The organism is Ensifer sp. CCNWLY38 (assembly GCF_037120565.1).
GTDB lineage: Bacteria > Pseudomonadota > Alphaproteobacteria > Rhizobiales > Rhizobiaceae > Ensifer > Ensifer adhaerens_H.
On the sequence record NZ_JBBBBO010000002.1, the window covers coordinates 51440 to 65450 of the forward strand.

At 64.2% G+C, this 14011-nt stretch carries 11 protein-coding genes and 1 pseudogene; 6 read left to right on the forward strand and 6 right to left on the reverse strand.

Annotated elements, in window-relative coordinates; translation table 11 throughout:
• Positions 1-429 precede the first annotated feature (429 nt).
• Positions 430-1169: pseudogene (locus V7S54_RS04400) on the forward strand (SphA family protein).
• A gap of 358 nt (positions 1170-1527) precedes the next feature.
• Here the strand turns inward: V7S54_RS04400 and V7S54_RS04405 are convergent.
• On the reverse strand, positions 1528-2208 hold the full coding sequence (locus V7S54_RS04405; RefSeq protein WP_065376234.1) for a glutathione S-transferase family protein: 681 nt from the start codon (positions 2206-2208) through the stop codon (positions 1528-1530).
• Positions 2209-2497: 289 nt separating this feature from the next.
• On the opposite strand from V7S54_RS04405, the gene V7S54_RS04410 reads away from it, so the two are divergent.
• Positions 2498-4456 carry an elongation factor G gene (locus V7S54_RS04410; RefSeq protein WP_065376233.1) on the forward strand — a complete coding sequence of 653 codons (1959 nt, stop codon included), beginning with the start codon at positions 2498-2500 and terminating at the stop codon, positions 4454-4456.
• A 220-nt stretch (positions 4457-4676) separates the two neighbouring features.
• On the opposite strand, the gene V7S54_RS04415 is transcribed toward V7S54_RS04410, so the two are convergent.
• The 4 genes from V7S54_RS04415 to V7S54_RS04430 form a co-directional block, all read right to left on the reverse strand.
• On the reverse strand, positions 4677-5672 hold the full coding sequence (locus tag V7S54_RS04415) for a HupE/UreJ family protein (protein WP_065376232.1): 996 nt from the start codon (positions 5670-5672) through the stop codon (positions 4677-4679).
• Positions 5669-6520, reverse strand: a complete 852-nt coding sequence (locus V7S54_RS04420; protein ID WP_065376231.1) for a peptidyl-prolyl cis-trans isomerase — start codon at positions 6518-6520, stop codon at positions 5669-5671. The genes V7S54_RS04415 and V7S54_RS04420 overlap by 4 nt, the downstream gene beginning before the upstream one ends.
• 82 nt (positions 6521-6602) lie before the next feature.
• Positions 6603-8543, reverse strand: a complete 1941-nt coding sequence (locus tag V7S54_RS04425; RefSeq protein ID WP_336409488.1) for a DUF3604 domain-containing protein — start codon at positions 8541-8543, stop codon at positions 6603-6605.
• Positions 8544-8849: 306 nt separating this feature from the next.
• Positions 8850-9116 carry a LysR substrate-binding domain-containing protein gene (locus V7S54_RS04430; protein WP_083203777.1) on the reverse strand — a complete coding sequence of 89 codons (267 nt, stop codon included), beginning with the start codon at positions 9114-9116 and terminating at the stop codon, positions 8850-8852.
• Between the two features lie 159 nt (positions 9117-9275).
• Here V7S54_RS04430 and V7S54_RS04435 point away from each other — a divergent pair, with 159 nt between their 5' ends.
• The 4 genes from V7S54_RS04435 (at position 9276) to V7S54_RS04450 (ending at position 12447) form a co-directional block, all read left to right on the forward strand.
• The gene (locus V7S54_RS04435; RefSeq protein WP_065376228.1) at positions 9276-9548 is read left to right on the forward strand and encodes a DUF3302 domain-containing protein; all 273 of its coding nucleotides are present in this window, start codon (positions 9276-9278) and stop codon (positions 9546-9548) included.
• Positions 9545-10486 (forward strand): HlyD family secretion protein, encoded by a 942-nt coding sequence (locus V7S54_RS04440; RefSeq protein ID WP_065376227.1) that lies wholly within the window; start codon positions 9545-9547, stop codon positions 10484-10486. Before V7S54_RS04435 ends, V7S54_RS04440 begins: the two co-directional genes overlap by 4 nt.
• Positions 10487-10614: 128 nt before the next feature.
• Positions 10615-11487, forward strand: coding sequence for a helix-turn-helix transcriptional regulator (locus tag V7S54_RS04445; RefSeq protein WP_065376226.1), 873 nt, complete (start codon positions 10615-10617; stop codon positions 11485-11487).
• Between the two features lie 87 nt (positions 11488-11574).
• Positions 11575-12447 (forward strand): NmrA family NAD(P)-binding protein, encoded by an 873-nt coding sequence (locus V7S54_RS04450; protein ID WP_065376225.1) that lies wholly within the window; start codon positions 11575-11577, stop codon positions 12445-12447.
• A 148-nt stretch (positions 12448-12595) separates the two neighbouring features.
• Here V7S54_RS04450 and V7S54_RS04455 read toward each other — a convergent pair whose 3' ends face one another.
• Positions 12596-13606 carry an aldo/keto reductase gene (locus tag V7S54_RS04455; protein WP_065376224.1) on the reverse strand — a complete coding sequence of 337 codons (1011 nt, stop codon included), beginning with the start codon at positions 13604-13606 and terminating at the stop codon, positions 12596-12598.
• Between the last annotated feature and the right edge of the window lie 405 nt (positions 13607-14011).

Sequence of the window (14011 nt, forward strand, 5' to 3'; positions counted from 1 at the left end):
AAACGCAAGCCTCCGTTGTGGACCAAACCGAAGGCGAAAGGCGGTAAGGTAGGGGCCTGTGCCAGGCGGGCAAGGTGTGTATGCCTCAACCGTCCTGCAATCGGATGTTGCGGTTGTTGAGACTCTTGTTTCTTGAAGCGCGCTGCGATCTTTCAGATTCGCTCCTTGCGCTTTAAGTCTTTGATATTTCGCATCTCGTTCTCGCAAAACCGCTGCGCACTTTTGCGCGAGATGCTTCCGGGCTGGCTTGGACACGTCAAGATGGTATCGTCTCTGCCGAGAGATGAGGGGAATCACTCGATGAGCGTTGCCAAGAGTTTGCTGTCCGCATCGGCAGTCGCTGCCGGCCTGTGTTGCGTGATCGCGCCTTTGACGGCGAACGCGGCTGAAAACGGTGCCGGCTTCTATCTGCTCGGTGCCCGTGGCCCGATGGCCGGCCTGCTGGCGCCGCCCGGAACCTACTTTCAAAACGACACCTATTTCTATGTCGGTGAGCTCAAGGGCAACAAGCAGCTTCCGCTCGGCGGCCAGATCGTCGGCGAAGTCGACGCGACCCTGATCGGCATCTTCGGCACCGGCCTCTGGGTCATGCCCGAGGAGGTGCTCGGCGGCAATCTCGGCTTTACCGCGATCGTGCCTTTCGGCGGCCCCGACATCGATGCGACGCTGTCAGCGCCGAGGGCCGGCCGCTCGGCCTCCGCAAGCGACTCGATCTTCACCATCGGCGATCCGGTCGTCGGCGCCGTGCTCGGTTGGCACGAAGGCGATTTCCACTGGACGGCGAATGTCAGCCTCAACGTGCCGATCGGCGACTACCAGGAAGGCGAGCTCGCCAATCTTTCCTTCAATCGCTGGGCAGGTGACTTCACCCTTGCCGGAACCTGGTTCAACCCGGAACCGATTTCGACCTTTCGGGTGCCGCGGGCTTCACCTTCAACGGCGAGAACCCGGCGACGGACTATCGCACGGGTACGGAATTCCACGCGGAATGGGCGGTTACCAGGCACTTCGGCCAGGAATTCTCCACCGGCGTGGCGGGCTACTTCTACCAGCAGGTGACCGGCGACAGCGGTCCCGGTGCAAGCCTCGGCGACTTCAAGGGCCGTATCGCCGCAATCGGCGGCACCATGGGCTACAACTTCAAGATGGCCGAACGCCGGTCTCTCTGACGCTGAAGATCTTCCAGGAATTCGGCGCCAAGAACCGGCCGGAGGGTACCGCCGGCTTCGTCACCGTCGCCTTCCCGATCGGCACGCCGCCGGCGCAGGTGAAGTAGGCTTCGCTCTCCGCAGGTTGCCCCTCATCCGCCTGCCGGCACCTTCTCCCCGCGGGCGGGGAGAAGGAGACGCGCGGCGTTCGCTTGCTCCAATAGCGACCGTTGGCGCATGACGCATTTCCGACAGCAGAACCGAATGGCTACGTTGCCATTGCTCGCGTTCCCTCTCCCCGCCTGCGGGGAGAGGGTTAGGGTGAGGGGCAGCCTCGGTCACGACTGAAGAAAGTGGTGAGGCGCGGCCACGGATAGAATTACATCTCGAAGAACCGCTCGGGCATCAGGTTCCGGTAGGGAAACATATGGAAATAAGGCCGCGCTTCGGCGAGCACGCGGCGCACGGAGGCGCGTTCAAGCAGGCGCTCGAAATAGGCCGCGAGATGCGGGTACTTCTCATCGAAGGGCTCGACGATGCCGCCGTAGAAGAGCGCAGGCGTGGCGGCGCAATCGGCAAGGCTGAAGGCATCGCCGGCGGCGAAGGTGTTCTCAGCGAAATGCTTGTCGGCCATGCCATAGGCAAGGCCAAGGGACGCGCGGGCGTCGGTGACGCCGCGATGGTCGTTTTCGCCTGATGCGCGCAGCGTATCGGTGACGATCTTCTGCATCGGCGCATGGATGTAGAGATCGAAGAAGCGATCCCAGAGGCGCGCCTTCAGTGCAGCGTCCTGATCGTCGGGGATCAGTCGCTGGCGGCCTGGATAGTGGCGGTCGAGATATTCGATGATGATGGAGGTTTCGGGCATCACGACGTCACGGGCGCTGTCGGTGAGGACCGGCATCTTGCCGACCGGCCAGAGTGCTGCAAAGCGGGCCGCTTCCTCGGGGTCGAGCAGATCGACAAGGCTGCTCTTGAAGGGGGTCTCGTTCTCGTAAAGCGCGATCAGCACCTTATGGCAGAAGGAAGCAAGCGGATGCTGGTAAAGCGTGAGGGACATGCGGACGGTCTCCGGTTCGGACGGTTCCAATGGGCTGGCGGCGTTGCGATAGAACTAGCGCCACGCTTTCAATTGTCGATGTCGATAATGATATAATTTCACAACCGGTTTAAATTGACAATCGGATTATGGGCATCTGGCGACGCCGATTGTCGACGCAGCGGGGCATGCGAACTGTGCCGAATTTGCGCACAGCCATTGAAAGCGCAAAAGCTGCCCTAGAATTAATAGAGTAAGGGCGTCGCAACGCTCGGCGCCTTCTGGCAATCGCGACAGGGGAGGTTCGCCGATGCGCTGCTTCACGGTACTTGGGCCCTCACAGACCGGAAAAACCACGCTGGTAGAAAAGCTGGCCGGTTTGGAGGGGGCCTCCAGAAAAGCTGTTTCGCCCTATGGACTGAACCTCACGGAATTCGAGTTTGGCGGCGAACCCTGGTGCGCGCTCGATGCACCCGGCGGAACCGAGGCGCTCGGCCACGCGCAGCATGCGCTGATCGCCAGCGACGCCTGCGTGCTCTGCGTATCGCCGGCGCCGGAAGAGGCGGTACTCGCTGCCCCCTATCTCAAGGTGATCGAGGCCTCGGGCACGCCCTGCATTCTCTTCATCAACCGCATGGACGAGCCGCGGGCGCGGCTGCGTGACGTGATCGCCGCCCTCCAGGATTATTCCAGCCACACACTGCTGATGCGCCAGGTGCCGATCCGCGAGGGCGACAAGATCGTCGGCACCTGCGACCTGATTTCCGAGCGCGCCTGGCGCTACCGCGAGGGCCAGACCTCGGCGCTGATCGAGATTCCCGATACGGCGATGGAGCGCGAAAAGGAGGCGCGCACCGAACTGCTCGAACATTTCTCCGAGTTCGACGACTGGCTGCTCGGCGAACTGATCGAGGACCGGGAACCGGCGAGCGACACGATCTATGCGATCTCCACGCGGCTGCTGAAGGAAAACCACATCATCCCGGTGCTGGTCGGCTCCGCCAGCCATGCCAACGGCATTCTCAGGCTGATGAAGGCGCTGCGCCATGAGGCACCCGCCGTCGAGGCGCTTCGCAACAGGCTGGCGGCGGCCGGCGCGATCGGAGAGGCGGCGCTTTCGGCCGTCAGCTTCCATGCGTATCACCGCGCCAATGTCGGCAAGACCGTGCTGGTCCGCGCGCTGACATCGGGCATCAAGCAGGGCGCCACGCTTGGCGGCGGCAGCCTTGGCTCGCTGCAGGACCCGGCGACCGGCAAGCCGCTGCCAAACGCCACGCCGGAGGCGGGCGCGATCATCGCGGCGGTCAAAGCCGAGCATCTGCCGGTGCCGGCGCTGCTTGCCGGCAATAGCACGGCAGCGGCGCCGGACTGGACCGTGCCGCCGACGCCGATGCTGGAGCGCATATTGGTGCCCGACAGCGAGCGCGACGAGACCAAGCTTTCCGGCACGCTTGCCAAGCTTGCCGAGACCGACCGTGCGCTGGCGGTCATGCAGGAGGAGGGAACCGGCGCGCAACTGGTCTGCGTGCAGGGGCCGATGCATCTGCGCGATCTTTGCAAGACGCTTGCCGATGTCTTCCATGTCGGCGTCACCGACAAGCCGCCGAGCCCGACCTATCGCGAGACGGTGCTGAAACCGTCAGACGTGCACTACCGCCACCGCAAGCAGACGGGCGGCGCCGGGCAGTTCGCCGACGTCAAGCTCAGCGTGCATCCGAACGAGCGCGGCGCCGGCTTCTCCTTTGCCGAGACGGTGAAGGGCGGGGCGGTGCCACGCAACTTCATCCCGGCGATCGAGGCGGGCGCCCGCGAGGCGATGGAGAAAGGCCCGCTCGGCTTTCAGGTGATCGATGTCGGCGTGACGCTGACCGACGGCCAGCACCATTCGGTCGACAGCAACGACTTCGCCTTCCGGGCAGCGGCGAAGATGGGCGTGCGCCAGGCGCTGTCGCAGGCCTCAGCCGTCCTGATGCAGCCGGTCATCCGCATCGAGATCCACATCCCCTCGATCTATTCCGGCAGCCTGGTGCCGATCGTCTCCACCTACAAGGGCCAGGTGCTCGGCTTCGACCGGGACGAGACCGCCAAGGGCTGGGACATCTTTCGCGCACTGGTGCCGGGATCGGCGCTCGACGATCTCGCCCGCGCACTTCGGGCGGCAACGCAAGGGATCGGCTATTTCTCCAAGAGCTTCGACCATTTCGAGGAGCTCTACGGCAAGGAGGCGGACGCGGTGATCCACGCGCACGGGGCGCAGCAAGCGGGGTGAGGACATGCGAGCCTTGGTGCGCCGACCGGGCTCACGCGCTGCGCGGACTGCTCAACTCGATTGCCGGACTCGACAGCGCCGCGCGTCTTATCAGATGCGCAAAGGTCGCTGTAGAACTTTGCTTGGCTGCATGTCGCGCAAAAGTGCGCAGCGGTTATGCGCCAACGACATGCGAAACACTTGAAGCGCAAGGAGCGGATCTGAAAGATCGCGACGCGCTTCAGGCTGCCAGGCTGGCGATCCTGGGAATGAACCACAGCATCGCGCTGGTGCCGATGCCGTAGGCGATTGCCCGCCGCGCGAAGGCGGCGTGGAAACCAACCATCGCGCGCGCCGCCCAGGCAACCGCCAGAGCCGTGGCAACGAAGATGATCTGCCCCGCCTCGACGCCGAGGTTGAATGTCAAGAGGCTCAGCGGCACATCCGATTGCGGCAATCCGATCTCCTTCAGCGCGCCGGAGAAGCCGAAACCGTGCAGCAGGCCGAAGGCGAAGGCGACGACCCAGGGATAGGTTTCCGACAGGCGCGCTTCGTTCGGTCTGGCCTTGAGCAGTTCGCTTGCGACGAAGGCAATGCTGAGGGCGATCGTCGCTTCGACCGGCTTCTGGGGAAGGCTGAAATAGCCGAGCGACGCTCCGGCAAGCGTGATGCTGTGGGCGACGGTGAAGGCGGTGATCGTCTTGAACAGCATCCAGCGGTCATGGATCAGCAACATGAGCGCGAGCACAAAGATCAGATGATCGAAACCCAGGAGTATGTGCTCGACGCCGAGCAGGAAATAGGTCCGGGCCACTTCAAGACTGGGCTGGGTGCCGGCCGCAGTGAAGGTGGGCGCCTCAGGCATGAGGCGCGCAACCTCGGTGCCGCCATTCTCGTATTCGATGCGCACCAGTGCTTCGGTCAGCGTGGCCTTGAGCCCGTCGATGACGATCGTGCCATTCCGCAATCCCCCCGCGCAGTCGACGGTCCACCGCTCCAGATAGGCGCTGCCTTCGAACGACCGCATCGGCGTGGCCCTTTCGATACACTGTTTTGGCAGATGCGCGTCGAGTGCCAGCCGCATCCTGCCCTGCGCCGGCACCTTCCAGAGAACGGCGAAGGTGTCGTGCGCCGTTTCGCGTATGTCGAGATAGGCCGGCCGAACCTCATGGGCGATAGCGGAAGCGCCGAGCAGCAGAAGGATCGGCAAGGCGAGAAGGGCACCAGGCGGTCTCATCTGCCGTCCCCCGCGGCAGTGGGGGCTTCGACGCTGACCTGGTAGCGAGCGAGCAATTCGCCGAAGCGTTGCTGCTCGAGTTCGGCACGCTTGGCGTTTTCCCACTCCCTTGCCACGTCGTCGCGGACGTCCTTGAGTTTTGGCACCTGGCCTGGCGCATGCTCCGACACCCGGACCAGATGGAGACCGAAGCTGCTGGCGATCGGTCCCGTCCACTGACCGAGCGGAGCCTTTTCGAGCGCGTCCGCAAGGTCTCCGCCGAAGGTCTGGTCGATCGCCGCCTTGCTTGTGAGCAGAACTGCGGCGGGAAGCAGGGAGACATCGCCAAGCGAAGCGGGGTCGGCCGTGTCGTTGCTGCGGAGCCCCGCGAGCAAGGCGGCGGCGTCCTCAGCAATCGTGTCGCCGTGCCGGGCGGGATTGAGAAACACCTGCTCGAATGCCAGCTTCGCATCGGTGGCGAAGGTTGCCGGATTGGCCTCGAGATAGGCTTCCAGTTCCGGATCGGTGACTGTCACGGGGACGGCGTCGGCGGCGTTCAGGAACTCCATTTTCTGCCGCAGGCGGCGGCGCACGACCGTGTCGTCCCGGTCGAGCCCGAGTTCCAGCGCCTGGCGGACCAGAATTTCTTCCTTCACATAATCGTCGATCATGCCTTTCAGCTCGTCCGCCGTCGGCGAGCGCTGCCAGGTCTTGGTGAAGACCGTTGCCATCTGCTCGATCTTCGACGCACTGACGACGATTTTTTCCGGCGCATCGGCGCCGCCGCGCAGAAGGCCGTACGCGGCGAAAATCAAAAGCGCAAGTGCCAGGAAATGGACCAGCGGCTCTCGTAAGATGCGTTTCAGCATGGCTGTGCTCGCTCGCTTGACGGAGGGCGGCGGGCGCAGGGTCTTCGTGCGTCCGCCCGCATGCGGTCATCCATCTCCCGGATTATGGCGTGTACCAGATCGGAGAGGTGTAGGCGCGCTCGGTCACGGTCATGCGCGTGCCTTCCAGCGGCTTCGTTCCGAAACGCTTGGCGTCATAGGCGGTCCACCGGGGCGTCGGGATCTCAATGACGCGGCCGTAGTAGAATGCCTTCTGCTTCGGGTCGAACTCCGGGTCCTTCCAGACCGCGATCAGCTCCGGAGCGCCGATGGTGTTGGTCCAGGTCGCGTTCTCGACGTCGACAGTATTGCCGACGGATGGCAATTTGCTGTCCGGGCCCGGCTTGCGATCGCCACCCCAGGCGACATCGTAGACCTGTTCATGCGTCTCGCCCTTGTCGTCGAGCCACCCCTTGACGACCTGGTAACGGTCGAGATTGGCGCCGATCGGGTCCCTCAGCGCGGCAACGAGAAATGTCGGTGCCTTGCCCTCAGGCGCGGCCCTCAGATCGCCGCCCATGGGCACGCCCTTGGCATAACCCATGGCGCCGGGATTGCGGCCTTCGGCATCGACCGGTTCGAAGTCCCAGCCGCCGAAGAAGCGAACGAGCATGCGTGAGCCTGTCGTCGCATAGGTCTCCTTGCGTTGCATGGCGTCCCAAATGGATTCACGGGTATTCTGCTCGGCCCACACGGCTGCGTAACCGGACGCGCCGACTTCCCAGTCCATCACGGTGATATTGGTCTTGGCGTCCTTGACGAAGGTCGCCGTCAGCCGTTCCGGGCTCGGCTCCTGCGGGGTCGTCTTGCCGAAGAAGTTTTCTTCCTCCATGGCCGACAGCCCCGTATGCGCGTCCGAACTGCCCACCAATCCGAACTTGTAGGGATTGGTGCCGAGCTGAGTTTCGAGCTTGAGGCCGTTCTTGAACGCCGAGCGCGCATACTCGAATTCGAGCATGTCGGGCGTCTTGGGCACGCTGGCATCGAGGTTGCCGAAGTCCCAGATCTCGAAGTTCGCGAACTCGTCATTGGGCGAGAGCGCCGGGTGGGCCTCGCCGGTGCCCTTGGTCTGGGTCGTCTCATAGAGCCGTTCCCAGCGGGCGCGGCTCTCGACATAGTCCTTGTCCACCGGCTTGCCGGTGAAGGATTCGATCATCGGGAACATGCGCCCGTTGGACAGGTTGCCATTGTGGGCGATTGCCAGCACATTGCCGCCGGTCTTGTCCTCATAGGCCTGCATCCACTTCCACAGGTCGCGCGGATTGTCGCTGCCGAGCGGCTTCAGCGTCGTGTAGGGCACGACCTCGCTCGCCTTGTCGGCATTGTCGCGGAAGATGACATTGCGGTGCAGGTTATTGCCCCCCGTGTTCGATGTCCATTCATAACCGATGAAAGCGGTGAAGCGGCCGGGCTCGTTATATTCTTCCGCCGCCTTGATCGTATCCTGCCAGGCGTTCTTGTAGGGGCGCGTCTCGGGCCCGTAAATCATCGAGGTCGGCAAGGTACCCTTGCCGAAGCTGAAGATGATTTCCAGCGCGGCCTTTCCGCCCTGGCCCGATTTGATCATTTCGTACCAGGTCTTGGCCTGCGGATCGGAGATGACCTCCGGCTTGCCGGCGAAGAGGTCCGGGAACATGCCCATATTGTCGGAATGGTCGGCGACCACCAGGAAGTCGAGCGGGCGCGACAGCTTGGCGGGCTGGCCGCTCGACGCCATGATCTCTTCGCCGCGGGCGAAGCGATAGGCATCGCGCGGGGTCAGCCGCGCGCCAAAGGCTCCGGCGTCGAATGAGGCTCCGGTATGAAGATGCGTGTCGCCGAACAGGGGGCGGGTCGGAAAATTGCGGCCCGCATAGGGTGAATAGAGCGGCTTGGCGGCAAAAGCCTTTTCGGCCTTGGCCGTGTCCAGCGTGCCGGTGTCGTTATGTTCCTGTGCGGCTGCCGGGAGCGCCGGGCCAACGCTCAGAATGCTTGCAAGGATCAATTTGGCAGACTTGTTTCTCATCGCTTTCCCCTCCGTGCGGCACGGCCGCTTCGCGAAAGACTGAGCTACTGCACGGAAACAATCGCACGGCGCTGCGGGGCTTTCCTTGACTTTGATCAAGATCACCAGGGCGATGAGGGGGCGCATTGCCCCAAATCGGGCCAGCGAGCAGGACAAGCGGGCAAAAGCTCGCCCGCCGGCTTCCGACGCGGCCTTCAGCAACAGGCGCCGCGTGACCCGTTTGCGCGCTTGCGTGGCCGGATGTGCTGAACGACGCCTTCAAGATCACCTAAGGGGAACAGGGATCTTAGGGGGCGCCAACGAGCGTCACCCGGCAAACTTGGCGCTGCGCCGCTCGCGCTCCTCGATCTCGGCGATCAGCCAGTTGAGGAAGCTCTTCGTCACCGGCTTGGTGCGCAACAGCTCCTCCTGGCAGACGAACTGGTAGGTTTCGGCCGGTTCGTAGAAATGGTCGTGGACGAGGCAGATCTGGCCGGATTTCAGTTCGTGTTCCACCATGGTGCGGTCGATCAGCGCCACGCCCTGGCCCTCCTTCACCGCTTCCAGAATGATGTGTTGGTCGTCGAAGATCAGGCGGCCGGTCTATCCGCCGGATCGTGGTGAGGCCGGCTGATGCGCGATCTGCAGTTCTTCGGTCAGGTGCAGCGCGGTGCGCAAAAGGTAACTGTTACGTACTTCCGCACGCTCGGGCTCCGGGGCTAGCGTCCCTGTCATGAAGGGGAGCGGAACGTCATGAGCTTCATCGACCTTTTCGCCTGGATCGTGCTGATCGTGCTCGTGGCGAGCACGGTCGCTGTCCTCATCTTTTTCGCCATGCTGCCGGGGTCGATCGCCAGGCGGCGCAACCATCCCTGGGCGGAAGCCGTCAATGTCGCCGGCTGGGTGACGCTATTCCTTGGTTTCGCGCTGTGGCCGGTCGCGCTTGTCTGGGCCTATGTGGACGTGCCGCGCCCAAATGAGGCTCGTCCAAGTGAGGCACATCCAAGTGAGGCGGGCCAGCCATGATCGTCGTCCTGCTCAATGTCTATCTGGCCATCCTCTTCTGCCTGGTGAAATTCAGGATCGTGCCTTTCAATCTCTTCTGGAAGGTCTCGCCGGCGATCGTGTTCCTGCTGCTCCTCGTCGGCCTGTTCATTCCGATGAACTGGGGAGCGCCGCAGGGCAAGGCGTTGGTGGTGCGCAATTCCGTCGCGATCGTGCCCGATGTCGCCGGTGAGGTGCTGGACGTGCCGGTCGCCGCCAACAGCCCGCTCAAGGCTGGCGACGTGCTCTTCCGCATCGACCCCGTGCCCTACAAGGCGAAGGTGGATGCGCTGCAGGCGCAGCTTTCCCTGCAGGAGCTCAGGCTCTCCCAGATGACGAAGCTGCAATCGCGCGATGCCGCGACCGAATTCGATGTCCAGCAGCGCCAGGCGGATGTCGACAATCTGAAGGCGCAGATTACCAATGCCCAATGGGAGTTCGACAAGACCACGGTGCGAGCGCCGGCCGATGGCTATGTGACCAACCTGGCGCTGAGGAAAGGTGCGCGCGTCGCGACCCTGCCGCTTTCGCCGGCCATGGCCTTCATCGATACGTCCGAGACGATCATCGGGGTGGAGATCAACCAGATCGACGCGCGCTACATTCAGCCCGGCCAGATGGTGGAAGCGACCTTCAAGTTCGCTCCCGGCGAGACCCATACCGGCAAGGTCGAAAGCGTGCTGCAGGCGATCGCCTCCGGGCAGGCGCGCGTCTCCGGCACGGCGGTGGCGCCGGAAGCGGTATCGGCAGCACCGTTCGTCGTGCGCATCAAGCTGGATGACGAGGCCTTCGCCGCAAGGCTGCCCGCGGGCGCGGCAGGGGTTGCCGCCGTATTCACCGACCGGGTGAAGGCCGCCCATGTGATCCGCCGGGTGCTTCTGCGCCAGATCGCGATCACCAACTATATCAATCCGTTCTGATGGGGCAGCGGAAGCCTGATCTGCCAGCGGAAGGAAAGGTGGCGATCAACTGCGCGCCCGCCGTTGTTAAGCCGCCTGTTGCGACGTAGCATGGCCACCCCATGCCGAGGTCCAGGTCGCAGCAGGTCATGACGCTTTCTTCCATTCAACCATCGCCGCAGATTCTCCTGACCAGTGCCGGGCGGGCATGGAACGGGCTTTCGGCCGACTTCATCCATATTCCGCGCGGGCGGGTGCAGGTGCCGGGCGGTGACATGCATCGGCTGGGCATGCATTTCGGTCCGCCAGTCAACGCCGATTGCCAGTGTGGCGGCCGGCGCATGCGGCGGGTGCAGAAGCCGGGCGATATCGACATCATCCCGGCCGGGGTCGAGGGTTTCTGGGAGGATGATGCCGACTGCCGGATTCTGCGGCTCAGTTTCTCGCGATCGCTGCTCGACCGGGTCGCGGCCGACCTCGGGCGGCATGGCGACAGGACGGAGTTGCTGCCGCAATTGCAGGTGCGCGACACCAGACTCGAAGCGATCGGCTGGGCGATCAAGGCGGATCTGGAGGCCGACACGCCATCCGATCCGCTCTATATCGACCTTCTTGCCAATGCGCTTGCCGTGCGGCTGATCGAAACCGCCACCGGCGGGCCGCAACAGCCGGAAGGGCGCAGCGAACCAAAACTCTCGGCGCGGCAATTGCGGGTTCTGACCGAGTTCATCGAGACCAATCTGGACAAGAGGCTTCATCTTGCCGACCTCGCCGCGGTCGCGGGCTTGAGCGTCACGCGGCTGAAGACGCTGTTTCGCAACAGCACCGGTCTGCCGGTGCATCAATACGTCATCCGCCGCCGCGTCGAGCATGCGCGCGCGCTGATGACCACGACGACGATGCCGGCGAGCGAGATCGCGGTCACCGCCGGCTTCGCCCATCAAAGCCATATGGCTTCGACGATGCGCCGGCTTCTGGGCGAGACCCCTGGCGCGATCATGCGGTGCGCGGCCGAAATTTGACCGAAACTGCAAAATCCTGACCGAATCTGTGCGACGGCGCCCTGCGTGGTCCCTAGTCCTTGCCCGTCTTCAGCAAGGAAAGAGATCATGTTTGCTATCCTCGGAGCCGCCGGAAAGGTGGGGTTCTCAACAGCATCGGCACTGCGCAAGGCGGGTCTGCCGGTCAGGGCGGTGCTGCGCGACACGGCAAAGGCGGAGAAATTGCGGGCGGTCGGTTGTGACGTCGCGCTCGCCGATCTGCAGGACCCGGCGGCACTCCGCCAGGCGTTTGCGGGTGCGCAAGCCGTGCAGATCATCCTGCCGCCGCCGCTCCGGGCCGAGGACGCGAAGGGAGAGATGCGCCAGATGACGGCGAACATGGCCGAGGCGATTGCGCGCGCAGGGCCGGAACGCGTGCTGGCAATCTCCGACTACGGTGCCCATGTCGACGAAGATATCGGCATGCCCACCGTGTTCCGTCACTTCGAGGAACGCCTTCGACAGCTCGCCATGCCCAAGGTGTTCCTTCGCTCGGCGGAGCATATGGAGGGCTGGGCCCGCAGTATCCCCACCGCGATCGCAACGGGCAGCCTGCCGAGCCTGCACCATCCGGTCGAGCGGGTGTTTGCGACCGTTTCGACGGGGGATGTCGGCCGGATGGCTGCGGAGCTTCTCAGGCGCCCGCGCGCGGAAACGGGCGAACAGGTCGTTCACGCCGAAGGACCGCGCCGCTATAGCGCGGCGGATGTCGCCGGCGCCCTGAGCCAGTTGCTGGGCCGCACGATCACCGCTCAGGCCGTGCCGCGCGAACATTGGCAGGAGGCGCTTGAGCGGGCTCTGAGCGCGAGCACTGCCGGGCTCCTGGTCGATCTCTACGACGCGCACAACAAAGGCGGGCTGATCGACATCGAGCCGCAGGGCGAGGTTTGCTACGGGACCACCGAACTGGTCGAGGCGCTCCGGCCGTTCGTACCGGCATGACGGGGCAGGGGCGCCCGCTTCCGCCGAAGGGTGAACTCCCGGACGCTGGCGGCGCACCCGCGCCAGGCCTGCAGCGCTTTCTGGCGGAGGATCCGGCAGCGGCTGCCCCGCCCGCAAGATAGCGGGCGGGCACAGTTCACGCTCTCGCTCAGGCGATCGGTAGGGGAGCGGCGGGATTGACCAGGCCGGCTTCGCTCAAGTCCCGCCAGAAAGCGGCCGGAACGACCTCGTTGAGAGCAGCGCGGTCTTCTGCAATCCGGCTCGGCTGGCTGGCGCCGGGGATGACGGCGGCGACAGCCGGGTTGGCGAGCGCGAATTGCAGCCCGGCGGCCTTCATGCTGATGCCGTGGCGGTCGGCGATCGCCTTGATGCGCGCGACCTTGTCGAGGATTGCGGGCGTGGCCGGGGCATATTCGAAGTTCGGTCCGCCGACGAGCGCGCCGGAGCTGTAGGGACCACCGACGATGATGCCGAGGCCGCGTTCGGCGACATCAGGCATGACGCGCTGGAGGGCGCGGTCGTGATCGAGCAGGGTGTAGCGCCCGGCAAGCAGGAAGCCGTCCGGCCGCGGGCCTTCGAGCGCGAGCAGCAGCTCGATCGGCTCGACACGGTTGACGCCGAGGCCCCAGGCCTTGATCACGCCCTCGTCGCGCAGCCGGTCGAGCGCCCGAAACGCACCTTTGCGTGCGGTCTCGAAGACATCGAGCCATTCGTCGCCATAGAAATCCTGGGCAACGTCGTGGACAAAGGCGATCTCGATGCGGTCGGTCTTCAGGCGCTTCAGGCTGTCCTCGATCGAGCGCAGCGTCGCGTCATAGGAATAGTCGTTGACGATCTTGTTGGGGCGACCATAGCGGAAGACGTCGCCCTTCTCGCCGAGGTCACGGGCGCTGACATCCTCGATCTCGTCGAGGATCACCCGGCCGACCTTGGTGCTGATGACGTATTCGTCACGCGGGCGACGGCCAAGCGCCTCGCCCATGCGGATTTCGGCAAGGCCGGCGCCATAGAAGGGCGCGTTGTCGAAATAGCGGATGCCGTCGTTCCAGGCGGCCTCGACGGTGCCGAGCGCTTCCTGTTCCGGGATTTCGCGGAACATGTTGCCGAGCGGTGCGGCGCCAAAACCAAGCTTGCCGGGAAGAATGTCCTTGAGTGCCATTTCACTGTCCTTTGCTGATCATTGGGGCAGGCCCTGCCTGCGTCGGGGGTGGACAGAGAAATAGGTCAGGACCGGGATCGCCGGTAGGCAGACCGGGTTCGCAGGTATTGGGAAGCAAATTCACAGATGCCGAGACGGTCGATCTGCCGGGGTGTGGCGCGGCGCTCGCAATCTTGCGCCGCAGGGTTCGACGCCGAATGGGACCGGCCAAGGCTCCAAGCGCTGAGGGTGGGTGCGATCCGTTTGGCGGCGCAGGGTGCTCTCTCGTCAGGCTTGATGCAGCGCGCGCCATCTCCATGAGACGAACGGCTGTAAGCTGGCCGGGCAAAGCTCCGGCGAGAAATAGGGCAAAAAACTGCCTGGGAGGTTCACAGGGGCCGAAACCTCGTGAGGGAGCACAGACCT